The organism is Microbacterium sp. CIAB417, from assembly GCF_022788845.1.
Window position 1 is genome coordinate 13,778 of the sequence record NZ_JAHZUT010000010.1, and the last position, 25,366, is coordinate 39,143.

Here is a 25,366-nt window from a genome sequence, read left to right on the forward strand (position 1 = left end):
CCGGCCCCACACCGCCGCTCCGAGGGATCGAAAGGAGCACACCTCTCATGGCCACCATCACCGCAAATGCCCGGACGCAGGTCGCTGCCAAGCCGATCACGGCAGAGGCGAGCGTCGTCACGAGCCTCGCGGCCCGACGCACCGTCGCCATCGCACGCTTCGCGACCGGCTTCATCTTCCTGTGGGCCTTCCTCGACAAGACCTTCGGCCTGGGCTTCTCCACTCCGGTCGAGCGGGCCTGGATCAACGGCGGCACCCCCGCCCAGGGCTTCCTCAACAGCGAGGCCGTGAGCGGTCCGTTCAAGGGGATCTTCCAGGCGATCGCGACGCCGCTGACCGACGTCCTGTTCATGGCCGGCATGCTCGGCGTGGGACTGGCCGTCATGCTCGGCATCGGGATGCGGGTCGCCGCCGTCTCCGGTAGCGCGATCATGCTCTTCATGTGGATGGCGGAGTTCCCGATGATCTGGGGCACCGGTTCCACCAACCCGGTCGTCGACTACCACATCATCTACGCCCTCATGCTCATCGTTTTCGTCGCACTTGCGGCCGGCGAAACGTGGGGCCTCGGCGCCCAGTGGCGCAAGCTGCCCATCGTGCAGAAGAACCACTGGCTCATCTAGCCGACCTGCTGGCCGCGTGACGGTGCGGCGCTTCCTCGCCCGGGGAGCGCCGCATCGTCATGTCTGCACGTCCCCGCCCTCCCCGCCCCGCGGCCCGCTCCCGGACCCGGGGCCTCTGCATGTTCAAGGGACCCGACGCCTTTGCCGGTTCAAGGGACCCGAAACGTCACGCCCACGGCCCGGGGACCGCAGTACGCGTCCTTCGAACAGGAGGATGTGGGACGGTCAGACGATCAGAAAGTGCCACCGTTGCGGAGGTCGGCACCGGGGGCACCGGAAGGAAGATGGGGGGCGGTGTGGGTCGTGCCCGCACGCCCGCGCCGAGCGGACACCCACACCGAGACCGCCACGAGCACCGCGACGGCGACACCGATGACGACGCCGGTCACCGCATCCTGCAACAGAGCGGTCAGAGCGACCGCGATCACCACGCCGATGACGACCGCCGCCAGCGCGCCCCTGACCAGGTGACGACCCCGGCTCGCGTGCTCCTGCGCTTCGTGCATTTCTCCATGCTCCCCCACGAACCGGATGCTGTCACCCCCGCTCCGCTCACGTCCCGCCGCACTCTGCGCGCCCCCGCCGCGCTGTTCGCCGCGCTCGAGGGACCCGAAACGTCCGGTTCCCGACCCCGAAGCGACAACACGCGTCCCTCGAACCGGACAAGGCAGTGCTCGAGGGACCCGAAACGTCGCCCTTGCGGCCCCGGGACCGCATCATGCGTCCCTCGAACAAGTGCGAGCAGTGTTCGAGGGACCCGAAACGTCGCGCCCGCGGCCCCGCGACGACAACGCGCGTCCCTCGAACAAAACGCGCGTCCCTCGAACGAGAGGATGCGGGAGCGAGGAGAGCGAGGAGAGCGAAGGGAGCGAGGAGAGCGAGGAGAGCGAGGAGAGCGAAGGGGCGCGGCCGCGGGCGGGATCAGGAGCGGCGCTGCTCGGCGCGGTAGACGGCGGCCTGGGTGCGCCGCTCCATGCCGAGCTTGCGTAGCAGCCCCGACACGTAGTTCTTGACCGTCTTCTCGACCAGGTTCAGTTTCTCGCCGATCTGGCGATTGGTGAGCCCGTCGGCGATCAGGTCCAGGATCTGCCGCTCGCGCAGGGTCAGGTCGACCTCGGGGGCGGTATCCGCATCCGCGCGCGAGCGGACGAGCTCGGCAGCGCGCGTTCCGGTGAGAGTCTTGCCCGCGGCGACCTGGCGGATGCTGTCGAGCAGCCCGTTCGCGCGGATGTCCTTGAGCACGTAGCCCGCAGCGCCGGCGAGCACCGCGGCTTCGCTCGCGCGGTCGTCGTCGAACGCGGTGAGGATCAGGCACGCGATCTCCGGATGCGCGGAGCGCACGTCGCGGCAGACATCAATGCCGTCGCCGTCGGGCAGGCGCATGTCGAGCACCGCGACGTCCGGGCGCACCGCATCCACACGCGGCAGCGTCTGGGCCGCCGTCGACGCTTCGCCGACGACCTCCATGTCGGGGGCAGCGTCGATGAGGTCGACGACCCCGCGGCGCACGAGTTCGTGGTCATCGAGAACGAAGACGCGGATCATAGGTCGGCCTCCTGCCGTGAGCTCTCATCATCGGATGCGGCCGCCGGAGCGGCCAGCGGCACGCTCCACGCGGCGAGGGTGCCGCCGCCGGGGCGCGGCGCGAGTGCGAAGGTGCCGCCGCGGGCCTCGGCCCGCGCCTGCAGGTTGCTGAGACCGCTGCGCCGTTCCCGGGCAGGGTCGAGCCCACGACCGTCGTCGCCGACCTCGATGACGATGCGGCCGTCGCGCACCTCCACCCGCACCTCGGCGTGCGAGGCGCGTGCGTGCCGGACGACGTTCGAGAGCGCCTCGCGCACGACCGCGGCGGCCTCCGGTGCGAGTTCGGCGGGGACGTCGTGATCGACGGGACCGCGGAAGACGAGCCGCGGCGGCTCAGCGAGAAGGGCGCGATACTCTCCGACGACGTCGACGATACGATCGCGCAGTGTGACGCCGCCCACGTCGTCGTGCTGCAGCGCGAAGATCGCGGTGCGGATCTCGGCGATCGCCTCATCGAGGGCGTCGATCTGCGCCGAGAGCCGGTCGCCCAAGCGCGGATCATCGACACCGGCCGAGACGACCTGCAGCTGCATCCCGGCGGCGAACAGGCGCTGGATCACGTTGTCGTGCAGATCGCGGGCGATACGGCCGCGATCCTCCAGCAGGGCGAGCCGGTGGCGGTCGGCACGCGCACGGCTGAGCTCCCCGGCGAGGTCCGCGACGGAGGCCAGCGCGGTCGTGCGACGGATGTCGTCGTCGCTGAACGGCCGTTCACGCAGGTGACGGGCCAGCAGCACTCCCACATCCGCGCCGTCCTGGCCACCGAGGCTCACCACGAATGCATCGCCGAACCGCACGGTCTCGCCCTCGAATGTCGGCAGCGCCACCTCGGGGAGCACCGTGGCGCCCGTCGCGAGCAGGGCGCGGGCGACCCGATCGTGGCCGGGCAGCTCCACACTCTCCAGCTGGCGCGCCATGGCGTCGCCGCGCACGATCTGCAGCCGCACGGTGCCGCGTTCGGTGGACGTGATGATCGCCACGAGCGCCGCACCCGTCAGCATCGGCAGCTGCTCCGCGAGCAATCGGTAGGGCCTCTCGTCGTCGACCTCGAGGAAGGCCGCGCGCACCTCGGCAGTCGCCGCGGCCCAGCGCTCCCGCAGCCGGGCGGCCTCGTACAACCGCGCCTTCTCGATAGCGATGCCCGCCGTCACGGCGAGCGAGCGCAGGAGCTCCGTGTCTTCCTCGGTGAAATGGCCGTCCGGATGCTCGGCCAGGTAGAGGTTGCCGAACATCTCCTCGCGGACGCGGATCGGGACGCCGACGAAGCTGTCCATGTGGGGATGGTGCGCGGGGAATCCGGTGAATCGCGGATCGGCGACGACATGGTCGACCCGCACGCTCTCGGACACGATGGCTCCCAGCAGGCCGCGCCCGCGCGGCGGGTGCCCCATCCGCGCCGCGGTCTTCTCGTCGATCCCGACGTGCACGAAGTCGACGATCGCACCGTCGGCGCCCAGCACGCCGATCGCGCCGTATCGCGCGCCGACGAGGTCGACGGCCGACTCGACGATCTCGCGCAGCACGGAGTGCAGATGGATGTGGCCGACGATCGCCTGGTTGAGCGAGAGCAGGCTGCGCAGTCGCGCCTCGATGTCGGCCACGGTCCCCTCCCCTGGTGTCGCGCCCAAGTCTAGGTGCGCCCCCGTCGGCGGCCACCCGCCGCCGCCGTGACTACTGCCCCCTCGCCGGTCCCCGGCCGCCCCTCGCCGGTCCGCGGCCGCCCTCCGCACCCCGGTTCGCCTGTCACAGATCGAGCCGGCGGGCTCGATCTGTGACAGGCGAACAAAACGGCGACCCCCGACGACCGGCGCGTTGTGCTCCAGGCCCGGTTCACAGCATCCGGAACGCCGCGGGCGGCACACTGGCCTGGTGGCCCACCCGAAGGAGAGCGCCGTGCCCGCGTCCGAGTCCTCTGCAACGCCCGCACCCGTGTCCGCGCCCGAGCTCGATCCGCGGCTGCGCGCGGCGATCGACGACGACCTCGTCGCGCTCCGCCAGGGCGCCGCGCTCTGGTCGCGCTCGAGCATCGTCGAGCGCATTCGCGCACTCTCGGCCACGAGGGATGCGGTCGGCACCGCGGCCGCGGACTGGGCCGGCATCGCCGCGCGCGCGAAGGGGCTCGCGCCCGACCACCCGCTCCGCGGCGAGGAGTGGCTCTCGGGCCCGTACGCCGTGCTCGGCGCACTCGACGGCTACCTCGCGACGCTGCGCCGGATCGCCGCCGGCGGCAGCCCGCTCGACGGGGTGCGGCTCGACCGGGCGCCGGGCGACCGCATCCGCGCGCACGTCTTCCCTCGCGAACCCATCGACAACCTCCTGCTGTCGGGATTCACGGGCGAGATCTGGCTGCGCCCCGGCACCGACGCCTCCACAGCCATCCGCCGCGCCGGGCTCGCGCAGGTCACCCCCCACGCTGCGGGCGTGGGACTCGTCCTCGGCGCGGGCAACATCTCCGCGATCCCGGTCCTGGACGTGCTGTACGAGCTGCTCGCCTTCGACCGCGTGAGCCTGCTCAAAGTCAACCCCACCCAGGACGCCCTCGTGCCGGTCTTCGAGCGTGCGCTCGCGCCGCTGATCGGTCGAGGCCTCGTGCGGATCGTGCGCGGCGGCGGCGATGTCGGCGCCTACCTCACCGCTCACGAGGGCATCGAGCACGTGCACATCACGGGCTCCGCCGCGACCTTCGACGCGATCGTGTGGGGCGACCGCGATCGCACGACCGACGAACCGCAGCTGAAGGCCCCCATCACCGCCGAGCTCGGCGGGGTGTCCCCGATCATCGTGGTGCCGGGCGAGTGGACCGACGCCGACCTCCGCTTCCAAGCGGCCCACATAGCGACGATGCGGCTGCACAACAGCGGTCACAACTGCATCGCCGGTCAGGTCGTGCTGATGAGCGCGGACTGGCCGCAGCGGGAGCAGTTCCTGCGGGCGCTGCACGAGGCCTACCGCGATGCTCCGGCCCGGCCGGTCTGGTACCCCCGCGCCGACGAGCGGCTCCACGCGCTCACGGTGACGTATCCGAGCGCCGAGTGGTCGGCCGGGCACAGCCGTGCGCTCGTGCAGGTGGCGCCGGGCGAGGATGCCACCGAACTGGAGACCACGGAGTACTTCGCCCCCGTGCTGGGTGTCGTGGAGCTGGCCGGCACGGGTCAGGAGTTTCTCGACGCCGCCGTCGCGCACGCGAACGAGTCGCTCGCGGGCACGCTCGGTGCCAACGTCATCGTCGACCCCGACACCGAGGATGCGATGGGGGCCGGCTTCGAGCGGGCGATCGCCGAGCTCCGCTACGGCGGCATCGCGATCAACGCGTGGACCGGCGTGCTGTTCGCGACGCCCGTGCTCAGTTGGGGTGCCTTTCCGGGCTCGGACGTGCGGGAGGTCGGATCGGGGATCGGCGTGGTCCACAACACCTCGCTGCTGGCCGACGTCGAACGCTCGGTGCTGCGAGGCCCCTTCCGCCCGTTTCCGCGCTCGCTCGGTCCGGGACGCTTCTCGGTGCTGCCCACTCCGCCGTGGTTCGTCTCCGCACGCACGGCGGCGGCCGTGAGCGAGGGCCTCACCCGCTACCGGGTCGACCGCAATCCGCTCGGTCTCGCCCTCACCCTCATCCGGGCGATGGGAGCCTGACCCTCACGCGAACCGGTCGGTAGCCGCCCGCAGGGCCGCCGCGATCCCGGGCTCGGATGCGGAGTGCGAGGCGTCGTCCACGACCACCAGCTCCGACTCGGGCCACGCACGGTGCAGGTCCCACGCGGTCATGATCGGCGTGCAGACGTCGTAACGCCCCTGGACGATGACCGCGGGGATGTGGCGGATGCGGTCCACTTCCTCGATCAGCTGGCCCTCGCGCAGCCATCCGTGGTTCACGAAATAGTGGTTCTCGATGCGCGCGAACGCGGTGGCCGCATCCGGATCCGTCATCGATGCCACCAGCTCCGGGTCGGGACGCAGCGTGAGCGTCGACGCCTCCCACCGGGTCCACGCGAGCGCGGCGGGCCGGTGCACGGCCGGGTCCGCGTCGAACAGGCGGCGGTGGTAGGCCTCGATCATCCGACTGCGCTCGAGCACCGGGATCTCGGCGACGTAGCCCTCCCACAGGTCGGGGAAGATCGCCGAGGCGCCGCCCTCGTAGAACCACTCGAGTTCGTGCCGGCGAAGCGTGAAGATGCCGCGCAGCACGAGCTCGGTGACGACCTCGGGGTGCGCCTGGGCGTAGGAGAGCGCGAGGGTGGACCCCCAGGAGCCGCCGAACACCTGCCAGCGCTCGATTCCGAGATTGCGACGCAGGAGTTCGAGGTCGGCGACCAGGTGCCAGGTCGTGTTGAACCGCAGATCGGCTGCGGGGTCGCTCGCGTGCGGGGTGGACTTGCCGCATCCGCGCTGATCCAGCAGGACGATCCGGTAGCGCTCCGGATCGAAGAAACGCCGATGCCAGGGCGAGGTGCCTCCGCCGGGACCGCCGTGCAGGAAGACGACCGGCTTGCCCTCCGGGTTGCCGGACTGCTCCCAGTAGATGCGCTGACCGTCGCCGACCAGCAGTTCTCCGCTCTCGTAGGGCTCGATCGGCGGGTACAGGATGTCGTCGAGCTCGGAGACCGTCATATCCTCACGGTACCTTGCCACCCCATCGTGTCCGCGGATGCGCTAAGGGGCTCATCGAGATGTGTCCGTTGTGAGCCTGCTCGTATGCTCATCGCATGAGCACAGCTGCGCCCACCACGATCACCATCACCGGCGCCGGGGGACAGATCGGCTACGCGCTGCTGTTCCGCATCGCGGCAGGCGACATGCTGGGCCCCGACAGGCCGGTCAGGCTGCGTCTGCTGGAGATCCGCCAGGGGCTGCGCGCCGCCGAGGGCGCGGCCCTGGAGCTTCAGGACGGCGCGTTCGAGCTGCTGCGCGACGTCGAGGTCACGGAGGATCCGGCCGTGGCGTTCGACGGCTGCAACATCGCTCTGCTCGTCGGCGCTCGCCCGCGCGGGCCCGGCATGGAGCGCGCCGACCTCCTCGCCGCGAACGCGGGAATCTTCGGCCCCCAGGGTGCGGCGATCGCGGCGCACGCCGCATCCGACGTCCGCGCCCTCGTGGTGGGCAACCCCGCGAACACGAATGCTCTGATCGCCTCGGCTGCGGCCCCCGACGTGCCCGCCGAACGCTTCGCCGCGCTCACCCGCCTCGACCACAACCGCGCCGTCGGTCAGCTCGCCGAGGCGCTCGGCGTCGGCGTGTCCGCCGTGCGCGACGTGGCGATCTGGGGCAACCACTCCGCCACCCAGGTTCCCGACGTGACGCACGCGACGATCGACGGTGCCCCCGCCCTTGACGTGCTCACCGCGCGCTTCGGCGACGAGGATGCGGCGATCCGCTGGCTCGACGACGAGTTCACCCCGCGGGTGGCGAAGCGCGGGGCGGAGATCATCGAGGTGCGCGGCTCCTCCTCCGTCGCCTCAGCGGCGAACGCAGCGATCTCCCACATCCGCGACGACGTCGAGGGCACGCGACTGGGCTGGACCTCCGCTGCGGTCGTCTCCCACGGCGAGTACGGCGTGCCGGAGGGTCTCTTCAGCTCCTTCCCGGTGCGCTCGGACGGCAGCGGCTACCGCATCGTCGAGGGGCTGGAGGTTCCCGCTCGCATCCGCCGCCGTCTGGACGCCTCGGTCGCCGAGCTCGCCGACGAGCGCGAGGCCGTGCGTGCGCTGGGAGTGATCTGACGTGGAGCATCTGGCCGTCATCGTCGGCGGCATCATCGTCGTCGCCATCGTGACGGCCCTGGGCCGGCGGCTCAACATCGCCGGCCCCCTCGTCCTCGTCGCCATCGGACTCGTGCTGGCCGCCCTGCCGTTCGTCCCCGACATCCCCGAGGTCGATCCCGAATGGATCCTCGTGGGCGTGCTCCCGCCCCTGCTGTACTCGTCGGCCGTGCAGCTTCCGGCGATCGAGTTCCGCCGCGACTTCACCCCGATCGCGGGGTTGTCGGTCGTGCTGGTGGTGGGAAGCGCCGTCCTGCTCGGATTCTTCTTCACCTGGGTGATCCCGGGCCTCGACCTCGGCCTCGGCATCGCCCTGGGCGCGATCCTCTCGCCGACGGATGCGGTCGCCACCTCGATCGTGAAACGGATGGGCATCTCCACGCGCGTCACGACGATGCTCGAGGGCGAGAGTCTGCTCAACGACGCGACGGCCCTGGTGCTGCTGCGCACCTCGACCGCCGCGATCGCCGCCGGATTCTCGTTCGGCGATGCCATCCTGTCGTTCCTGTGGGCGGTGCTGATCGCGCTCGTGATCGGCGGACTCGTCGGCTGGGTCAACCTGCGCGTGCGCACATGGGTCGGCCACTCGGCGGCGAACACCGCCATCAGCTTCGCGATCCCCTTCATCGCGTACCTGCCCACGGAAGAGCTCAACGGCTCGGGACTCGTGGCCGCCGTGGTCGCGGGCATCGTCACCGGGCAGGGCGCGGCCAGACGCTTCTCTCCCGAGCAACGGCTGTCGGAAGAGGCCAACTGGCGCACGATCGAGCTCGTCCTCGAAGGCGGCGTCTTCCTCGTCATGGGGCTGGAGCTCACCGACGTCGTCAACAAGAACCTGACCGAGCACGACGGCCTCTGGCACGGCACCTGGCTCGCGCTGTCCGCCATCGGCATCATCGTCGCCGTGCGCGGCGTGTACGTGGCCTTCCTCATCTGGCAGCAGGGACGACGAGCGCGGCGGTTCGCCGGCTTCGACATCGCGCGCGTCGACAACAGGCTGCAGGAGATGGCCGACGGCACGGTGCCGATCGAGAGATCGAACCCGGAGCGGGCGATGCGCCGCATCCCGTTGATCCGGAAGCGACTCGCGCGCCTCGGCGCCGACCTGGACTACTACCGCTCCTCGCCGCTCGGGTGGAAGCACGGCACGATCATCGTCTGGGCCGGGATGCGGGGCGTCGTGACCCTCGCCGCGGCGCAGACTCTCCCGCGGGACACCGACCACCGGCCTCTGCTCATCTTCGTCGCGTTCATGGTGGCGATCATCAGCCTGCTCCTGCAGGGCTTCACCCTGCCGGCACTGGTGCGCCTGCTCCGGATCCCGTCGGAGTCGGCCGGACCGACGCGGGAGGAGCAGCGGCGCCTGGACGATGTGCTGCGCGAGGCCGCGTCCGAGCGACTGCAGGACGAGGATCTGCGCCGGCGCGACGGGACGGCGTTCAGCGAGCGCATCCTCACCCGGGTGGGAGCGCGACTCGTGGACCCGCCCGACGACGAGATGACGGCAGCCGCGCGCGAGGTGCTGGAGCTGCGCCTCGAGATGATCGACGCGATGCGCGAGCGCCTGCTCGAGGCGGGGTCGTCGGGGTCGTTCAGCACGGCCGCGCTGCGCCACGCCCTCGCGGAGCTCGACGCCGACCAGATCAGCCTCGAACTGCGCCTGGCGGACGAGACGGGCGACGAGTGACACCGTCACCCGATCCGGGGGAGAATGGACGCATGATCAGCGAGGGGACGGGCGACGACGCTGGTGCGGGTTCCGATCCCGCGACCGCGCCGCTGCACCTGCCCCACACGGCGGCCGACTGCCCCAAGTGCTTCACGGAGCTGCAGTCCGACCGCAACTGGTGGCGTGCGCGACCGACCGGTGCGCGCCTGGTGGGCCTCGTGGTGAACCGCGACGACATGCCCTCGGTGGTCGAACAGCGCGCCGAGCTGACGCGCTTCGGGGTGCCCATCGACGGCTTCCGACACCCCGCCCCCGACATCCTCGAGTCGTGGGAGGAGCGCCTGGGTCGCCTGTTCGGGCGCCTCACACGCGGCGACGTCCTCGTGGTGGCGAGCGTTCATGCGCTGGGCCGCAACATCGACGAGGAGACCCGCACGGTCGCGGAGCTTCGCCGACGCGGCGTGATGGTGAAGGTGCTGGGCCACTCGGGCCGTCACCTGTTCGACACCGGCCGCTGACGCCGAGCGCGTTTCGTCTCGCCCGCGGCTCGCTCAACGACCGATGCTGCGGCTCGCTCAGCGACCGGTGCCCGTGGCTTGCTCAACGACCAGTGATCGTGGCCCGCTCAACGAGCAGCGCGCCAGCAGCCGGCGACGTGGTCGTCGACGAGTCCGGCGGACTGCATCAGGGCGTACATCGTCGTGGGGCCGACGAAACGGAAGCCCCGCCGGCGTAGCTCCTTGCTGAGCGCGGTCGATTCGGCCGTCGTGGCCGGGACCGCAGCGAAGGACGCGGGCGGCACGTGCCCTTCCGGCGAGAACGACCAGATCAGCGTGTCGAGATCACCCGGCGACATGGCCTTGACCAGACGCGCGTTGCCGGTGACGGCCTCGATCTTGGCCCGGTTGCGCACGATGCCCGCGTCGCCCATCAACCGCTCGATGTCGACCTCGTCGAAGGCGGCGACCGCATCCGGCTCGAACCCGGCGAACACCTCGCGGAAGCGCGGACGCTTTCGCAGGATGGTGATCCAGCTGAGCCCGGCCTGGAACCCCTCGAGGCTCATCTTCTCGAACAGCGGCCGATCACCGTGAAGCGGGGTGCCCCACTCCTCGTCGTGGTAGCGCAGGTACTCGGGATCGGCTCCGGCCCACGCGCAACGCGCAACCCCGTCCTCTCCCACGATGATGTCGGTCATCCACCCACGCTATCCGCGGGCGCCGACACCGCTCAGCGCTTCTTCTGCAGCGACTTCTCCGACACCGGCGCCTCACCGGATGCGGCGAGATCCGCGTAGTACGCGTGCGCCTCGTCCTGTCGCTGCTGCTCCGCGCCCGACGCGATGTGTGCACGGATGTGCTCGGGCTCGAAGCCCCACGCGTCCACGAGGTCCTGCGCGTGCGGGCGGAGCCGGGCCGAGAGGCGACCGATGTAGCGCGACACGGAACCTGCGCGCTGAGCCGAGAGGCGACCGTTGATGAGGTACCACGAGAGGTGCTTCTCGATGAGGCTCATCCCGAAGAGATCGCGCAGCCACGTGAGAACGCGCAGCGTGCCGTCGTCGCCGATGCGGTGCACGGCGTCGGTGAAGGCCTCCCACTGCAGCAGCTCACCGTGTGCACGAGCGGCCTCGATGAGGTCGTACTGGCACTCGTTGAACAGCGCGGCGGCCTCGGCGGCGGGCAGCTTCGCCGCCGGACGCAGTCGCGCCGCGACGTCGGCGACCATCTGCTGCACGCGTCCCGCCAGTAGCTCGAACTGCTGGTCCTCGCGCAGCCCGAGCTCGACCGAGCGCGCGGTCGAGCCGAGGTCGGCGAGCGACTGTCCGAGCTGACGAAGGCCCGCTCCATGGAACACCTTGCCCGCCGTGCTGCCGACGGCGAAGCGGGCGAGCGCGGCCGCATCCTTGCCCTTGAACTGCGAGGCGTAGTCCGAGAGCAGACGCTTGCCGACGAGCTGGAGGAGCACGTTGTTGTCACCCTCGAACGTCACATACACGTCGAGGTCGCTGCGCAGACCGACGAGCCGGTTCTCGGCGAGGAAGCCGGCGCCGCCGCTCGCCTCGCGGCACTCCTGCAGGATGTCGAGCGCGTTCCACGTCGACAGGGGCTTGAGCGCCGCCGCGAGCGTCTCGAGATCCTCGCGCTCTTCGGAGGTGTCGGTGCGACCGGAGAACACGCCGTCGAACTTCTTCAGGAACTCGTCGTGTGCGAAGGCCTGCGCGTACACCGTGGCCAGGCGCGGCAGGAGACGGCGCTGGTGCTTGCCGTAGTCGAGCAGGGTCACCTCGGGCGTCCCTGCCCCGGAATCGAACTGCCGGCGCTGGTTGGCATAGGTGACGGCGATCTTGAGCCCGAGGGCGGCAGCCGTGGTGGCCGCACCGTCGAGCGAGACGCGGCCCTGCACGAGCGCGCCGAGCATCGTGAAGAAACGGCGGCCGGGGCTCGCGATCTCGCTCGAGTACGTGCCGTCGGCGGCGACGTCGCCGTAGCGGTTGAGAAGGTTCTCGCGGGGGATGCGGACGTGGTCGAAGTGCAGGCGGCCGTTGTCGATGCCGTTGAGACCGCCCTTGACGCCGTCATCCTCACCGCCGACACCCGGCAGGAAGTCGCCGGCCTCGTCACGAATCGGAACGAAGAAGCAGTGGACGCCGTAGTTGACGCCGCCGGTGATCAGTTGGGCGAAGACGGTGGCCGCACGCCCGTGCACCGCCGCGTTGCCGAGGTAGTCCTTCCACGCACCGCGGAACGGCGTGTGGATGACGAACTCCTCCGTGTCGGCGTCGTACGTCGCGGTCGTGCCGATCGCGGCCACATCCGAGCCGTGGCCGGTCTCGGTCATCGCGAAGGCACCCGGCAGCTTCAGCGTCACGACGTCGGCGAGCCACTTGTCGTGGTGCTTCTTGGTGCCGAGCTGCTGGATGGCGGCACCGAAGAGCCCCCACTGCACGCCGGCCTTGATCTGCAGGCTGGGGTCGGCGAGCACGAGCTCCTCGAAGCCGGCGATGTTCGCGCCGTTGTCACCGAGACCGCCGTACTCGACGGGGTAGGCGCGCGCGGACACGCCCTGCTCGACGATGAGTCCCAGCTGACCGAAGACACGGTCGCGGTGCTCGGCGACGGTCTGCCCGTCGATCCGCCAGAACGCCGGGTCCTTGATCATCTCGCGCGCCTCACGGCGCGTCTTGCCCCATGTGCCGAGCAGCATCTCGGTCACGGCGGGCAGGTCGATGCGCGGCTCGGCGGCTTCTGCCGCGGAGTGCGCCGCCGTGGGCGCACCTCCGGCGGGGGTGCGACGGTTGGTCGCAGGCTTGGCGGGACGGACGACGGCGTCGGTCATGGCATCACCCTTCGGTGGGACAGAGGAAGACGATCTCGACCGTAGGAGCACGACAACACCATCCCAACTCGCTTGCAGGACATCGACAACCCGTTGCCGCCCCGTCGCCCCGTGTGCTTGTGTGCGCACTACATCCCCGCTCGACGGCGGCGGGGATATAGTGCGGGGCCTCCGCATCCACGTCTCGGCGCCACTGAGCGCCGTCGCCGCCGGTTCGGTGGCGGCAAGACGCGGGTGCGCAGGCGCCACACCCGCAATTCGGCGCCACCGAACCCGGTGGGATGCGGGTGTCGGCGGGCGAGGGCAGGATGGGCGGCGGGAGGGGTGCCATGACGGTGGAACTGCGCGCGTGGTCGGCGGAGGATCTCCCCGTGCTCGAGCGGGCGAACACTCCCGAGATGACGCGCCTCCTCGGCGGCCCCGAGACGCCCGAGCAGGTCATGGCGCGTCACGAGAAGTATCTGCGCTTGTGGCGCTCGGGCGAGGCTGAGATGTACCGCATCGACCTCGACGACGAGCCGGTCGGAGCGATCGGCTTCTGGCAGGCGGAACACGAGGGGACTCACGCATACGAGGCCGGGTGGGGTGTCGAGCCCGCATGGCAGGGTCGCGGCATCGCGCGCGAGGCGCTCCGCCTGCTGATCGCCCGGGTGCGCGAGCGTGGTGACCGGCAGCTGCTCGTCGCCTACCCCGGCGCCGAGAACGCCGCATCCAACGCGCTCTGCCGCACGACGGGGTTCATACAGGGACGCACGTTCACCGAGCCCTGGCGTGGCGGCGAGCTCACCGTGACCGCCTGGGCGCTCGACATGTCGCCGCTCGATCTCGCGGGCCGCATCCCCGACCTCGACGAGCGTTTCGTCGACACGCTCGACCGCGAGATCTGGTCGCCGTACTACCTGCCGCACTGGTCGAGTCGGGATGCGGCGAGCGCGCGCTGGCGCACCGGGCCCGACGGGCTCGAATTGCGCATCGACGAAGACACGGCACCCTGGGCTCCGGAGTGGGACGGCGAGGTGCGCGTCGCGCACCTGCAGACCGGGCAGCGCTCCGGACCCGTCGGCAGTGCCGATGGACAGCACCGCTTCCGCGAGGGTCTCGTCGTGCGCGAACAGCAGCCGGAGCAGCGGCTGCACCTGGTACGCCACGGCGTGATCGAGGTTCGACTGTCGGCGGTGCGCGATCCGCGGGCGCTCTCAGCGCTCTGGCCCATCGGCTTCGAGGATGCCCCCGAACGCTCGGGAGAGATCTGCGTGTGCGAGATCTTCGGCGACGAGATCGACGATGACGGCGGCTGGGTCTGCGTCGGCGTCAAGGCGCAGCACGACCCCGCACTGCGCGACGCCTTCGAGAAGGTACGCGTCACGGGAGATCTGACCACCCCACACGACTACGCGGTCGAATGGTCGCCCGACCGCATCCGCTTCTTCATCGACGGCCGGTGGGTCAAGACGGTCGCACAGGCGATCGACTACCCGATGCAGCTCATGCTCGACCTCTACGACCTGCCACGGGCGCCGCGCGCCGCCTCCACGTATCCGATGCGGATGCGGGTGGAACGCATCCGCACCTTCCCGGCTCAGCCGGCGGCCTGAACATCCGGCTCTACAACGGGAGCCGCGTCATGGCCGCCTGGATGGCGACCGCCGCGGCACCCCGCGCCCAGGCACGGAATCCCGAGTCATCGACGTGGATGTCGACGGGCTCGCTCTGCGGGTCCCGGCCCGCCGCGACAGCGGCACGGACCTCCGCCTCGGCGATCGGGAACAGCCCGATCCCCTCACCGGCGAGCACCACGGCCGACTGGAGGGAGAAGTTCAGCGCCAGGGCGATCATCCGACCGAGCGCCTGCCCCGCGGCGTCGACCACCGCACGGGCAGCGGGCTCGCCCGCGGCGGCCAAGCGCAGCGTCTCGGCGTAGTCGACCGACTCGCCCCTGGCCGCCGACACCTGCGCCGCGATGGAGCCCGCGGAGAGCATCGCCTGCGCACAGCCGCGATGGCCATCGGAGCAGACGGGACCGTAGGGATCGAGCGGGATGTGCCCACCGGTGCCGACCGTGGCGTCGGCCGTGCGCACGACCTGACCGTCCACGACGAGCCCGTAGCCCACGCCCGCACCGATCGTCACCGTCACGAAGCCGTCGAGGCCACGCCCGGCGCCGAACCATCGCTCCGCCTCGGTGAGCGCGACGAGGTCGTTCTCGACGACGACGGGAAGCCCGAGCGCCGCCTCGACGCGGGCACCCAGGTCGACGTCGTGCCACTGCAGGAAGGGCGCGTGGCGCACCACGCCGTCGCGCGCGTTTCCGCCGAGGGCGATACCGACGCCGACGATCCCCTCGAGGGCGAGCTCCGCCACGGCCGCGCGGATCTGCGCGACGACGGCATCGGGGTCACGATCCACGAGCGGATGCTCGCACTCGGCCAGCAGTTCCGCGCGGATATCGGTGCCGACCGCGAACAGACGATCGCCGGTGAGTTTGATACCCACGAATCTGCCGAGATCGGGGGCGATGTCGAGCGGGCGGGACGGCCGGCCGATCGAACCGTCGGCGACGTCATCGAGCTCGATGATCACTCCGCCGTCGAGCAGCGGTTTGGCGAGTCTGGTGAGGCTGGCCGGCGAAAGCCCGAGCCTTCCGGTGAGCTCGCGGCGCGAGAGAGGGCCGTGGATCAGAACGGCGCGAGCGAGCGCGGCCTCGCTGTCACTCATCACACCACCCTCACTTTCGTTTCATTGTGGCACAAAACATTCGAGAATGAGCGGTAGATCTTCGACTTGAGCCCTCTTGACCGTCTATTTATTTTCGTGTTAGAACTAACACCATGCTCGACACCGACAGTGACGTCTTGGCCGCCACCCCTCCCGGACACGCGTCCGGCGTCGTCCACCTGCGTCGCGGCGGCACCAGCGTCGTCATCGACCTCGCGGCGGAACCGCACCCGGCGATCGTGCACTGGGGCGACGACCTCGGCGACTGCTCGCCGCGCACTCTCGAATCCCTTGCGATCGCGACGCGCGCGCAGCGGGTGTCGGGCGGCCTCGACACCACCGCGCGACTCACGCTCGCGCCCACCGAGGCCGCCGGCTGGCTCGGGACGCCCTCGGTCGAGGGGCACCGCGACGGCCGCGCCACGAGCGCACTGTTCACGCTGCGTCAGGCCGCCGCGACCGAGACCGCCCTGCGGGTCGACCTCACCGACGACGAGAGCGCGCTCGCACTGCGCGTCGACCTGTCCGTGGGCGCGGCGGGCCTGGTGCGCCAGCGCCTCACCCTGACCAACACGGGACCCACCGACTACACCGTGCAGACCCTGCAGTCCCTGCTGCCCGTGCCCTGGGATGCCACCGAGATCCTCGACACGACGGGCCGCCATCTGCGCGAACGGTCGGCGCAGCGCCACGAGCTCACGTTCGGCACGCACCTGCGCGAGAGCCGTCGCGGCCGTCCCGGTGCGGATGCGACGCTGCTGCTGGCCGCCGGCCGCCCGGGCTTCGGCTTCGAGAGCGGGCGGGTGCACGCGGTGCATCTGGCCTGGAGCGGCAACCAGCGCGTGCTCGCCGAGCGCACCACGACGGGCGAGGCATTCCTCGGCGCCGGCGAGCTCTACGGCCCGGGCGAGATCGTCCTCGCCCCCGGCGAGCAGATCGCCGCTCCCGAGGTGCTCGGCTCGTGGGGCGACGGGCTGAACGAGCTGGCGGCGCGGTTCCACGACGAGTGGCGCGCGCGCCCGCAGCACCCGCGCCGCCCGCGCCCGGTCACCCTCAACACGTGGGAGGCCGTCTACTTCGACCACTCGCTCGACAAGCTGATCGCGTTGGCCGACGCCGGTGCACGCCTGGGCGTCGAGCGCTACGTGCTCGACGACGGCTGGTTCCGTCACCGCCGCGACGACACGGCGGGCCTCGGCGACTGGTACGTGGACGACACCGTCTGGCCCGAGGGTCTCGGACCGATCGTCGACCACGTCACGGGACTCGGCATGGAGTTCGGCCTCTGGTTCGAGCCCGAGATGGTCAACCCCGACAGCGACCTGGCCCGCTCGCACCCCGAGTGGCTGTTCCGCGGCCGCTCGACTCTGCCGCCGGCCGCCCGTCAGCAGCAGGTCCTGAACCTCGCGCACCCCGGCGCGTACGCCTACCTCGCCGAGCGCATCGCCTCGATCCTCGCCGAGTACCGGATCTCCTACATCAAGTGGGATCACAACCGCGACCTGGTGGATGCCGCATCCGGCCCCGGCGGAGCACGTCAGGTGCACGCCCACACCCTGGCGGTGTACCGCCTGATCGACCAGCTGAAGGCGACGCACCCTGGCCTCGAGATCGAGAGCTGCGCGTCGGGCGGCGCGCGCGTCGACCTGGGCATCCTCGACCGCACCGACCGGATCTGGACGAGCGACTGCCTCGACCCGGTCGAGCGGCTCGAGAACCAGCGCTACACCGGCCTGGTCGTGCCGCCCGAGATGATGGGCATGCATCTGACCACGCCCCACGTGCACTCCACGGGTCGCACCGTATCGCTCACGATGAGCGGCGCAGTCGCCCTGTTCGGCCACTTCGGCATCGAGTGGGACGTCACGACGCTCTCCGACGCGGATGCGGCATCGGTCGCCGACTGGGTGGCCCTGTCGAAGCGGGTGCGCCCCCTGGTCGCGACCGGCCACGTCGTGAACGTCGACACGACGGATCCCGGTCTCGACGTGCGCGGCATCGTCGCTCCGGACCGGGATGTGGCGTTCTTCACGATCTCGCAGACGCAGACCCTCATCTCGTCGCCCACCGGCCGCGTGCGGTTCCCCGGGCTCGACGAGCAGCGAGAGTACCGCATCCGCCTCGTCACTCCCGGCGGCATCGTGTCCGAGCCCGCGCAGTCGCCGCTGGCATGGGCGCACCACGACACCGTGCTCACCGGCCGCCAGCTCGCACGCGTGGGCGTCCGCCCGCCCGTACAGAACCCCCAGCAATCCGTCGTCGTCGAGATCTCGCTCGCCGACGAGACCGACGTAGACTCCGCCGCCTGATCAGGCGGCACATCACCCAGCGCAAGGAGGCGCGCACCATGAGAAAACGCATCATCCGCACCGCCGCCGCGGTCATCGGCCTCGCGGGGCTGGTCGCCGTGGCCGGCGGCTGCGCCGCGAATCCGTCGAACGGGGTGACCACACTCGACTTCTTCCAGTTCAAGGGAGAGGCACTCGAGGACTTCGCCGAGATCATCGACGCGTTCGAGGCCGAGAACCCCGACATCCGCGTCGTCCAGAACCAGGTCGCGGACTCCGAAACGCTGATCCGCACGCTGCTGGTGAAGGACCGCACGCCCGACGTGATCACGCTGAACGCCAACGGCAACTTCGGCAAGCTCGCCGAGGCCGGGGTGTTCTACGACTTCTCGGACGAGCCCGTGCTCGACACCATCAACCCCGGCGTGCAGGAGATCCTCGCCCAGCTGGGCACCGCACCCGGCGAGGTGAACAGCCTCGGCTATGTGAACAACGCCAACGGCATCATCTACAACCGCGCGATCTTCCAGGAGCAGGGCCTCGACGTTCCCGAGACCTGGGACGAGCTCATCGCGCTGTGCGAGACGCTCGTCGAGCGCGGCATCACGCCGTTCGCGACGTCGCTCGCCGAGAACTGGACGGCGATGCCCTCGTGGAACGGCATCGGTGCGTACTACAGCCAGGACGGCTTCTTCGACGAGATGCGCGCCGAAGGGGAGGACGTCGGCGCCGATGCACAGGTGTCGTTCGAGAAGGACTTCCCGGAGGCGATGGCCCGCCAGGCCGAGCTCTTCCAGTACTCGCAGGACGGCTATCGCGGCGCCTCGTACGACGACAGCACTTCGCTGTTCGCCCAGGGCGGGGCGGCCATGATGCTGCAGGGCATCTGGGCGCTCAGTCCGGTCAAGGCCGTGAACCCCGACATCGAAGCGGCGATCTTCCCGTACCCGGTGCCGGAGGATCCTGCCGATCGGATGCTGGTGTCCGGCGTCGACGTCACCGTCACCATGGCGCGCGACACCCCGCACCGCGAAGAGGCGCTGCGCTTCATCGAGTACCTCTTCCGCCCCGATGTGATCGAGCGTTTCGCCGCCTCGCAGACGATGGTGCCTTCGGTCATCGGCGCCGAGCTGAGCGACGATCCCGCGCTGCAGTCGATCGCCCCCTACTTCGACGAGGGGAAGATCACCGGCTTCATCGACCATCAGGTGCCCACCGCGATCCCCCTGACGGGCATCGTGCAGCAGTTCCTGTACGACGACGACGCCTCCGGCGCGCTGCGCACCCTCGACAACGAGTGGCGCAAGGTCGCCGCGCGCACGATTACCCCGACGGAGGACTGAGATGGCCACCCTCACCGCATCCGGGCCGTCCGCCCGCACGAAACTCGCGCCGCGAGCCTTCTACTGGTTCGTCTGGCCGGCCGTGATCGCCTTCGCGGCGTTCCACACCCTGCCGGTGATCATCGGCGTGTTCTTCAGCTTCACGAACTACGCGGGCTACGGCACGTGGGACTTCGTGGGCATCGCGAACTACGTGAACATCTTCCGCGACGACCGCGTGCTGCAGGCCTACGGATTCTCGTTCCTGTTCGCGATCGTCGCGACCGTGCTGACGAACGCGATCGCCCTCGCGATCGCGATGGGACTGAACGCGAAGATCCGCGCACGGAACTTCTGGCGCGGCGTCTACTTCGTGCCCTACATCCTGGCGGTGCTGGTCGTCGGCTACGTCTTCCAGTTCCTGTTCTCGAACTCGCTGCCCAAGATCCTGTCGGGCATCCCGCTGTTCGCCGACAACATCCTCACCAACCCCGATCTCGCCTGGACCGCCGTGGTGGCGCTCGCGGTCTGGCAGGCCTGCGCGTTCTCGATCATCATCTACCTCGCCGGACTCCAGACCATCCCCGGCGAGCTGTACGAGGCCGCATCCATCGACGGCGCCTCGACGGGCCGTCAGTTCCGCTCGATCACCTTCCCGCTCATCAGCGCGTTCTTCACGATCAACGTGGTGCTGAGCCTGAAGGGGTTCCTGCAGGTGTTCGACCCGATCATCGCCCTCACCAACGGCGGACCGGGCACATCGACCGAGTCGGTGACGATGCTCATCTTCCGCGGTGGCTTCTCTGGCGGCGAGTTCGCCTACCAGACGGCGAACGCGGTGATCTTCTTCATCGTCATCACGATCGTCTCGCTCCTCCAATTCCGGGTCCTTCAGCGCAGAGAGGCCGACTTCTGATGTCCAGCTCACTCACCACCCCCATCGAGGCCGAGGACGCCACCCGCGCCGTCGTTCTCCCCCGTCGTCGCCGCCGTCGCGGAGGTGACGACGAGTCGGACACCCGCCGCACCAACTGGTGGGCGACGGCGCTCATCGCGGTCTGCTCGCTCACGGTGTTCATCCCGCTCTACCTCGCGATCTCGGTGGCGCTCAAGACGCCCGCCCAGCTCGCCGAAGGCACCGGCTTCGAGCTGCCGTGGCCGATCGACTGGCAGAACTTCGCCGTCGCCTGGCAGCGCACCGATTTCCCGCAAGCGCTGCTGACCACGGGCATCATCACGGTCGGCTCGGTCGTCTTCACACTGCTGACCAGCTCGCTCGTGGCGTACGCCCTGGCGCGCAACCTGCACCGGCCGTTCTTCAAGGGCGTGTTCTACTACCTGCTCGCGGCGCTGTTCATCCCGTTCCCGATCATCATGCTGCCGCTGGTCAAGCAGACCTCGCTCCTGGGGCTGGACAACCCCGCGGGCATGATCATCCTGTACACGATCTACGGGCTGAGCCTGAACATCTTCATCTACACGGCCTTCATCCGCTCGATCCCGATCGAGCTCGAAGAGGCCGCGCGCATGGACGGCGCATCGACGTGGCGGGTGTTCCGTCAGATCGTGTTCCCGCTGCTCATGCCGATGAACGCGACCGTCGGCATCCTCACGTGCGTGTGGGCGTGGAACGACTTCATCATGCCGCTCGTCGTGCTGACCTCGCCGTCGGATCGCACGCTCTCGCTCGCGCAGTACGTGTTCCAGGGCCAGTACAACACCGACTACACCGTGGCGTTCGCCTCGTATCTGATGGCGATGGCCCCCCTACTGATCGTCTACATCTTCTCGCAGCGGTGGGTCATCTCCGGCGTCATGCGCGGGTCGATCAAGTAGCCGCATCCACGAGGAAGGGGGCCCGCGCGCGATCGACGCCCGGGCCCCCTTCCTCGTGTCGCACGTTCCGGCTCAGCCGGCCGCGATCACCTCGAGCACGGCCTCGCCGTAGGCGTCGCGCTTCTTGGCGCCGATGCCAGTGATGCCGTCGAGGGCGGCGAGCGAATCGGGACGATGTTCGGCGAGCGCGCGCAGCGTGGCGTCGCCGAAAACGATGTACGCGGGAACCCCCTGCTCGCGTGCGGTTTGGGCACGCCATTCGCGCAGGGCCTCGAACAGTGCGCGATCACCCTCGGCCACGGCGTCGGATGCGGCGGCACGCCGCGCTCGGGGGGCCGCCGCGGGGCGGCCGATAACGTCACGCCGGAGGCGCACCGCGGTCTCGCCGCGCAGCACCCCGCCGGCTTCCTCGCCCAGTGCGAGAGTGCCGTACTCACCTCGCGCGACGAGCACGCCCCGCGCGAGGAGCTGGCGGATGACGCTGCGCCAGTCCTGATCGCTGAGGTCGGCGCCGATGCCGTACGTCGCCAGCTCGTTGTGCCGTTGCTGACGGATGCGGTCGGTGTCGGCACCGCGCAGGATGTCGATGATCTGGCCGGCCCCGAAGGACTGGTTGCGCTCCCGCTGCAGGCGCACGACCGTCGACAGGAGTTTCTGCGCCGGCACGAGGCCGTCGAAGATCTCGGGCGGGGTGAGGCACGTGTCGCAGTTGCCGCAGGGCTCGGCCTGCTCGCCGAAGTAGTTGAGCAGGTTCTGCCGGCGGCACTCGACGGTCTCGCAGAGCGCCAGCATGGCGTCGAGATGCTGCCCCATCCGGATCTTGAACGTACGGTCGCCGGGGCTCTGGTCGATGAGTCGCCGCTGCTGCACGACGTCGCCGAGCCCGTACGCCATCCAGACGACGGAAGGGTCGCCGTCGCGGCCAGCGCGGCCGGTCTCCTGGTAGTAGCCCTCGACGGACTTCGGCAGATCGATGTGCGCGACGAAACGCACATCCGGCTTGTCGATGCCCATGCCGAAGGCGATCGTGGCCACCATCACGACGCCGTCGTCGCGCAGGAACCGTGACTGGTTCGCCGCGCGGGTCTCCGCCGGCAGGCCCGCGTGGTACGGCAGGGCATCGATCCCCTGCGCACGCAGATAGTCGGCCGTCTGCTCGACGCTCTTGCGGCTCAGCGCGTACACGATGCCGGCGGAGCCCTCCGGCATCGACCGGATGAAGGCGACGAGCTGGCGGCGCGGATCGACCTTTGGCTCGATGCGGTACTGGATGTTGGGCCGATCGAAGCTCGCGACGAAGTGACGGGCGTCACCGAGCGCCAGTCGCTGAGTGATCTCTTGATGGGTCGCGCGCGTCGCCGTGGCGGTCAGCGCCATCCGCGGCACGCCAGGGAAGAGGCCGCCCAGCTCGCCGAGGGCGAGGTAGTCGGGGCGGAAGTCGTGACCCCACTGCGACACGCAGTGCGCTTCGTCGATCGCGATCACGCTCAGTCTGCCGCGCTTCAGCAGCGCCGTGGTGGTGGAGAGGTTGAGTCGCTCGGGGGCGACGTAGAGCAGGTCGATCTCGCCGGCCACATACGCGCGCTCGACGCTCTGCCGCTCGCCCGGCAGCTGCGTGGAGTTCAGGTAGGCGGCGCGCACGCCGTTGGCGAGCAGCGCTTCGACCTGGTCGTGCATGAGGGCGATGAGGGGGCTGACGACGAGCCCGGTCCCCGGCCGCACGAGCGCCGGCACCTGGTAGGTGACGCTCTTTCCGCCGCCCGTCGGCATGAGCACGATGGCGTCGCCGCCGCCGACCACGTGATCGACGATGTCGGCCTGGTCGCCCCGGAAGGCGTCGTAGCCGTAGACCTCGTGCAACACGGCCCGCGGGTCCTGGCCGGTGAAGTCTCGGCGCGGCGCGGCGGGCGGCGCATCCTCCGGCGGGACCCAGCCGTCGTCGGGCGGAACCCAACCGCTCTCGCCGTACGGATCGTACGGCGGCTCGTCTTCGGGAGGCGCCCAGTCATCCGGTGGGACGTCCCACGAGGACGGATGCGGCGAACTCACCCTTCCAGGGTAACCAGCCCCGCCGACAGACTCGCTGCCCCGCATCCGCCCCGCATCCTCGCCCCGCCCTCACCCCGCCGCCCGCTCCCGCCGCCCGCGGTCTCTGCCTCGGCCTCCACCCTGCGTGTCTCAAACGTTCACGCCCGAAGCCCCTGAAACGTGCACAAGTGAGACACGCAACGCTCCGCCCATCCCCCTCGCCCATCCGTGTCCCACACGTTCACGCCCGAAGCCCCCGAAACGTGCACAAGTGAGACACGCAACACCCCAGACACCGCGCACACCCCTACGTGTCTCGAACGTTCACGCCGGAAGCCCCCGAGACGTGCACAAGTGAGACACGCAACACCCCAAGGCGGGCAACACCCCAAGGCGAGCGGGCGGGCAGGCGGGCGCGGGCCCCCGGCGCCGCGCCCGGCGCACCGGAGAACCGTCGCCGTCAGCACCAGCGATCGGCGAGGGCCCCGACGACGTTGAGGTTGCGGTTGGTGGCGATGCCGAGCAGCTTCGCGGCGGACAGCGGGTCGACCGTGCCGTCGTTGTACCCGGGTCCCAGCAGCGCGTGCGCCGCCCGGCCCGAAACGACCATCTCGCCCTTGTCGCCGCTGGTCGCCTCGACGAGGGCCGCCTGCTCCGGGGTGAGCTCTTGTTTCAGCAGATACACGTAGTGCCGCGCGAGATTCGGTCGGGCCTCGCTCAACGCGCGCGCCTCGTCGGCGATGCGCGCGAACTCGTCGGTCGTGAACACGATCGTGAGCACGTCGAAGCCACGGTCGGCGTGGAACGCGCGCTCCAGCGCCTCCTCGATCCGGGCGCGCGAACGCATCCGCGTCGAGAACCTCACGTTGCCGGTGTTGAGGTGCGTGGTGACGTCCTCGAAACCGAGTTCGGACACCACCCGGCAGATGTCGCCCTTCGGAAAGACGCGCTTCGCTCCGAGGTTGATGGCGCGGAGAAACCCGAGATACGTCGGCACCCGGCCCATTGTGGCCCGCCGCGCCCGATCCCGCATCCCCGTCACTCGCCGGGGAACGTCTCCTTCAGCTCCAGGATGCGGCCCGCCGCCGCATCCACTTTCTCGGCGAACGCCGGGTCGGTCTTGGCCCGCTGCAGCACGGCCTGGTACATCTCGGGAAATACCGACGTGTCGGCGGAGAGCAGCAGCAGATCGACACCGGCGTCGACGGCGAGCACCGCCCGGTCCGCGGGCGCCCAGCGCTCCACCTGCGCCGTGGCCGAGATGTCGTCGGTCATCACGACGCCGTCGAATCCGAGCCCGTCGCGCAACAAGCCCGTCACGACGGGTTCGGAGAACGCCGCGGGCATCGAGGGGTCGATGCGCTGATAGACGGCAGTCGCCATCATGACCGCGGCCGGCCCCTGGTCGAGAAGGGTGCGATAGACGTTCACGTCCGGCGAGTCCGCGCCGACGACGGTGTCGACGACATCGGCCGCGTAGTCGGTGTTTCCGGTCACCCGGCCGAGCCCCGGGAAGTGCTTGATCGTCGGCAGGACGCCGGCCTCCCGCATCCCCTGTGCGAAGACACCCGCCTTGTCGGCGACGGTCGCCTCGTCGTAGCCGTAGTGGCGGTTGTAGACGCCGATCGGCTGATTCAGCCGTGCGGTGTCGGCGCTCGTGACGATGTCGGCCACCGGCGCGAGATTCATGTCGACCCCCGCCGCGCGCAGCTGGGCGGCCCACCGCTCGGCATCCGCGCGCAGCGTCGCGTCGTCGCGTTGCGCACTCGTGAGCGCCGTCGGCATGGGCTCGAAGCCGTCTCCCGAGAGCACCTGCACGTCCCCGCCCTCCTGGTCCGTCGCAATCCAGGTGCGAGGGCCGGTCGCAGGCTCCACCGCCATGAACTGCGCGACGAGCGATGCCGTGGCCGCCGCGCCCGCGGAGGAACGTCCGCGCAGGAAGAGCCCGCCCACACCCGGGTCGGCCATCGCGGCGAGCGCCGTCGGGTCGGGGGCGTCAGCGGGAGTTCCCACCATGAAGAGCTGCCCGACGCGCTGCTCCAGCGTGAGGGCGTCGATCGGGTCGGGCGTCGGGGTCGGTGTGGGCGTGGGGCTCTGTGTCGAGGGGGCAGCCGTCGGCGTGACCTGCGCGGAGCATCCCACGAGCACCGCCGCCGCGGCGAGAACGGCCAGCGCGCGAACCGCGATCGTCTTGCGCATCATCCCAGTG

20 protein-coding genes are annotated in these 25,366 nt (G+C 70.2%); 10 read left to right on the forward strand and 10 right to left on the reverse strand.

Annotated features, from left to right (window positions below; all coding sequences use genetic code 11):
- Positions 1 to 47 precede the first annotated feature (47 nt).
- Positions 48 to 623, forward strand: a complete 576-nt coding sequence (locus KYX17_RS27485) for a DoxX family protein (RefSeq protein ID WP_243231997.1) — start codon at positions 48 to 50, stop codon at positions 621 to 623.
- Positions 624 to 856: 233 nt separating this feature from the next.
- Here the strand turns inward: KYX17_RS27485 and KYX17_RS27490 are convergent, their stop codons facing one another.
- The 3 genes from KYX17_RS27490 to KYX17_RS27500 all read right to left on the reverse strand — a co-directional run bounded on the left by KYX17_RS27490 (position 857) and on the right by KYX17_RS27500 (position 3,808).
- On the reverse strand, positions 857 to 1,129 hold the full coding sequence (locus KYX17_RS27490; RefSeq protein WP_243231999.1) for a hypothetical protein: 273 nt from the start codon (positions 1,127 to 1,129) through the stop codon (positions 857 to 859).
- A 415-nt stretch (positions 1,130 to 1,544) separates the two neighbouring features.
- On the reverse strand, positions 1,545 to 2,168 hold the full coding sequence (locus KYX17_RS27495; protein ID WP_243232001.1) for a response regulator transcription factor: 624 nt from the start codon (positions 2,166 to 2,168) through the stop codon (positions 1,545 to 1,547).
- Entirely contained in the window at positions 2,165 to 3,808 is a 1,644-nt protein-coding gene (locus tag KYX17_RS27500; RefSeq protein WP_243232003.1) for a GAF domain-containing sensor histidine kinase, read from the reverse strand. The genes KYX17_RS27495 and KYX17_RS27500 overlap by 4 nt, the downstream gene beginning before the upstream one ends.
- Before the next feature lie 268 nt (positions 3,809 to 4,076).
- Here KYX17_RS27500 and KYX17_RS27505 point away from each other — a divergent pair, with 268 nt between their 5' ends.
- Positions 4,077 to 5,837, forward strand: a complete 1,761-nt coding sequence (locus tag KYX17_RS27505; protein WP_243232005.1) for an aldehyde dehydrogenase family protein — start codon at positions 4,077 to 4,079, stop codon at positions 5,835 to 5,837.
- A gap of 3 nt (positions 5,838 to 5,840) precedes the next feature.
- Here the strand turns inward: KYX17_RS27505 and pip are convergent, their stop codons facing one another.
- A complete protein-coding gene (pip, locus tag KYX17_RS27510) occupies positions 5,841 to 6,812 on the reverse strand; it encodes a prolyl aminopeptidase (RefSeq protein WP_243232007.1) in 972 nt (323 codons plus the stop codon).
- 95 nt (positions 6,813 to 6,907) lie between these two features.
- On the opposite strand from pip, the gene KYX17_RS27515 reads away from it, so the two are divergent.
- From KYX17_RS27515 to KYX17_RS27525, 3 genes are read left to right on the forward strand one after another with little or no spacing between them, the layout of a single operon-like run.
- Positions 6,908 to 7,921, forward strand: a complete 1,014-nt coding sequence (locus KYX17_RS27515; protein WP_243232014.1) for a malate dehydrogenase — start codon at positions 6,908 to 6,910, stop codon at positions 7,919 to 7,921.
- A 1-nt stretch (position 7,922) separates the two neighbouring features.
- A complete protein-coding gene (locus tag KYX17_RS27520; protein ID WP_243232016.1) occupies positions 7,923 to 9,647 on the forward strand; it encodes a sodium:proton antiporter in 1,725 nt (574 codons plus the stop codon).
- A 32-nt stretch (positions 9,648 to 9,679) separates the two neighbouring features.
- Complete coding sequence (locus KYX17_RS27525) at positions 9,680 to 10,147, forward strand: recombinase family protein (RefSeq protein WP_243232018.1); 468 nt, start codon at positions 9,680 to 9,682, stop codon at positions 10,145 to 10,147.
- A gap of 107 nt (positions 10,148 to 10,254) precedes the next feature.
- Here KYX17_RS27525 and KYX17_RS27530 read toward each other — a convergent pair whose 3' ends face one another.
- The gene (locus KYX17_RS27530) at positions 10,255 to 10,827 is read right to left on the reverse strand and encodes a DNA-3-methyladenine glycosylase I (protein WP_243232020.1); all 573 of its coding nucleotides are present in this window, start codon (positions 10,825 to 10,827) and stop codon (positions 10,255 to 10,257) included.
- Positions 10,828 to 10,859: 32 nt separating this feature from the next.
- Positions 10,860 to 12,968, reverse strand: coding sequence for an acyl-CoA dehydrogenase (locus KYX17_RS27535; protein ID WP_243232023.1), 2,109 nt, complete (start codon positions 12,966 to 12,968; stop codon positions 10,860 to 10,862).
- 329 nt (positions 12,969 to 13,297) lie between these two features.
- On the opposite strand from KYX17_RS27535, the gene KYX17_RS27540 reads away from it, so the two are divergent.
- The gene (locus KYX17_RS27540; protein WP_243232024.1) at positions 13,298 to 14,563 is read left to right on the forward strand and encodes a GNAT family N-acetyltransferase; all 1,266 of its coding nucleotides are present in this window, start codon (positions 13,298 to 13,300) and stop codon (positions 14,561 to 14,563) included.
- Positions 14,564 to 14,573: 10 nt separating this feature from the next.
- Here KYX17_RS27540 and KYX17_RS27545 read toward each other — a convergent pair whose 3' ends face one another.
- Positions 14,574 to 15,683, reverse strand: a complete 1,110-nt coding sequence (locus tag KYX17_RS27545) for an ROK family transcriptional regulator (RefSeq protein ID WP_243232026.1) — start codon at positions 15,681 to 15,683, stop codon at positions 14,574 to 14,576.
- Between the two features lie 113 nt (positions 15,684 to 15,796).
- Here KYX17_RS27545 and KYX17_RS27550 point away from each other — a divergent pair, with 113 nt between their 5' ends.
- Genes KYX17_RS27550 through KYX17_RS27565 form a run of 4 tightly spaced genes read left to right on the forward strand, consistent with a single transcriptional unit; the run spans position 15,797 to position 21,129 of the window.
- Positions 15,797 to 17,992, forward strand: coding sequence for an alpha-galactosidase (locus KYX17_RS27550; protein ID WP_243232028.1), 2,196 nt, complete (start codon positions 15,797 to 15,799; stop codon positions 17,990 to 17,992).
- A gap of 38 nt (positions 17,993 to 18,030) precedes the next feature.
- On the forward strand, positions 18,031 to 19,314 hold the full coding sequence (locus tag KYX17_RS27555; RefSeq protein ID WP_243232038.1) for an ABC transporter substrate-binding protein: 1,284 nt from the start codon (positions 18,031 to 18,033) through the stop codon (positions 19,312 to 19,314).
- A gap of 1 nt (position 19,315) precedes the next feature.
- The gene (locus KYX17_RS27560) at positions 19,316 to 20,209 is read left to right on the forward strand and encodes a carbohydrate ABC transporter permease (RefSeq protein WP_243232040.1); all 894 of its coding nucleotides are present in this window, start codon (positions 19,316 to 19,318) and stop codon (positions 20,207 to 20,209) included.
- Positions 20,209 to 21,129 carry a carbohydrate ABC transporter permease gene (locus KYX17_RS27565; RefSeq protein WP_243232042.1) on the forward strand — a complete coding sequence of 307 codons (921 nt, stop codon included), beginning with the start codon at positions 20,209 to 20,211 and terminating at the stop codon, positions 21,127 to 21,129. The genes KYX17_RS27560 and KYX17_RS27565 overlap by 1 nt, the downstream gene beginning before the upstream one ends.
- A 72-nt stretch (positions 21,130 to 21,201) precedes the next feature.
- On the opposite strand, the gene recQ is transcribed toward KYX17_RS27565, so the two are convergent.
- The 3 genes from recQ to KYX17_RS27580 all read right to left on the reverse strand — a co-directional run bounded on the left by recQ (position 21,202) and on the right by KYX17_RS27580 (position 25,356).
- Complete coding sequence (recQ, locus tag KYX17_RS27570) at positions 21,202 to 23,223, reverse strand: DNA helicase RecQ (protein WP_243232044.1); 2,022 nt, start codon at positions 23,221 to 23,223, stop codon at positions 21,202 to 21,204.
- A 394-nt stretch (positions 23,224 to 23,617) separates the two neighbouring features.
- Positions 23,618 to 24,163 carry a DUF1697 domain-containing protein gene (locus KYX17_RS27575; protein ID WP_243232045.1) on the reverse strand — a complete coding sequence of 182 codons (546 nt, stop codon included), beginning with the start codon at positions 24,161 to 24,163 and terminating at the stop codon, positions 23,618 to 23,620.
- A 32-nt stretch (positions 24,164 to 24,195) separates the two neighbouring features.
- Positions 24,196 to 25,356, reverse strand: a complete 1,161-nt coding sequence (locus KYX17_RS27580) for a glycoside hydrolase family 3 N-terminal domain-containing protein (protein WP_243232047.1) — start codon at positions 25,354 to 25,356, stop codon at positions 24,196 to 24,198.
- Positions 25,357 to 25,366 lie beyond the last annotated feature (10 nt).

Bases quoted from the DNA above. Each gene is read 5' to 3' on its own strand.
- KYX17_RS27485 (WP_243231997.1), top strand. From the start codon at position 48: ATGGCCACCATCACCGCAAATGCCCGGACGCAGGTCGCTGCCAAGCCG.
- KYX17_RS27490 (WP_243231999.1), bottom strand. From the start codon at position 1,129: ATGCACGAAGCGCAGGAGCACGCGAGCCGGGGTCGTCACCTGGTCAGG.
- KYX17_RS27495 (WP_243232001.1), bottom strand. From the start codon at position 2,168: ATGATCCGCGTCTTCGTTCTCGATGACCACGAACTCGTGCGCCGCGGG.
- pip (WP_243232007.1), bottom strand. From the start codon at position 6,812: ATGACGGTCTCCGAGCTCGACGACATCCTGTACCCGCCGATCGAGCCC.
- KYX17_RS27515 (WP_243232014.1), top strand. From the start codon at position 6,908: ATGAGCACAGCTGCGCCCACCACGATCACCATCACCGGCGCCGGGGGA.
- KYX17_RS27525 (WP_243232018.1), top strand. From the start codon at position 9,680: ATGATCAGCGAGGGGACGGGCGACGACGCTGGTGCGGGTTCCGATCCC.
- KYX17_RS27530 (WP_243232020.1), bottom strand. From the start codon at position 10,827: ATGACCGACATCATCGTGGGAGAGGACGGGGTTGCGCGTTGCGCGTGG.
- KYX17_RS27535 (WP_243232023.1), bottom strand. From the start codon at position 12,968: ATGACCGACGCCGTCGTCCGTCCCGCCAAGCCTGCGACCAACCGTCGC.
- KYX17_RS27540 (WP_243232024.1), top strand. From the start codon at position 13,298: ATGACGGTGGAACTGCGCGCGTGGTCGGCGGAGGATCTCCCCGTGCTC.
- KYX17_RS27545 (WP_243232026.1), bottom strand. From the start codon at position 15,683: ATGAGTGACAGCGAGGCCGCGCTCGCTCGCGCCGTTCTGATCCACGGC.
- KYX17_RS27550 (WP_243232028.1), top strand. From the start codon at position 15,797: ATGCTCGACACCGACAGTGACGTCTTGGCCGCCACCCCTCCCGGACAC.
- KYX17_RS27555 (WP_243232038.1), top strand. From the start codon at position 18,031: ATGAGAAAACGCATCATCCGCACCGCCGCCGCGGTCATCGGCCTCGCG.
- KYX17_RS27560 (WP_243232040.1), top strand. From the start codon at position 19,316: ATGGCCACCCTCACCGCATCCGGGCCGTCCGCCCGCACGAAACTCGCG.
- KYX17_RS27565 (WP_243232042.1), top strand. From the start codon at position 20,209: ATGTCCAGCTCACTCACCACCCCCATCGAGGCCGAGGACGCCACCCGC.
- recQ (WP_243232044.1), bottom strand. From the start codon at position 23,223: ATGCGGGGCAGCGAGTCTGTCGGCGGGGCTGGTTACCCTGGAAGGGTG.
- KYX17_RS27575 (WP_243232045.1), bottom strand. From the start codon at position 24,163: ATGGGCCGGGTGCCGACGTATCTCGGGTTTCTCCGCGCCATCAACCTC.
- KYX17_RS27580 (WP_243232047.1), bottom strand. From the start codon at position 25,356: ATGCGCAAGACGATCGCGGTTCGCGCGCTGGCCGTTCTCGCCGCGGCG.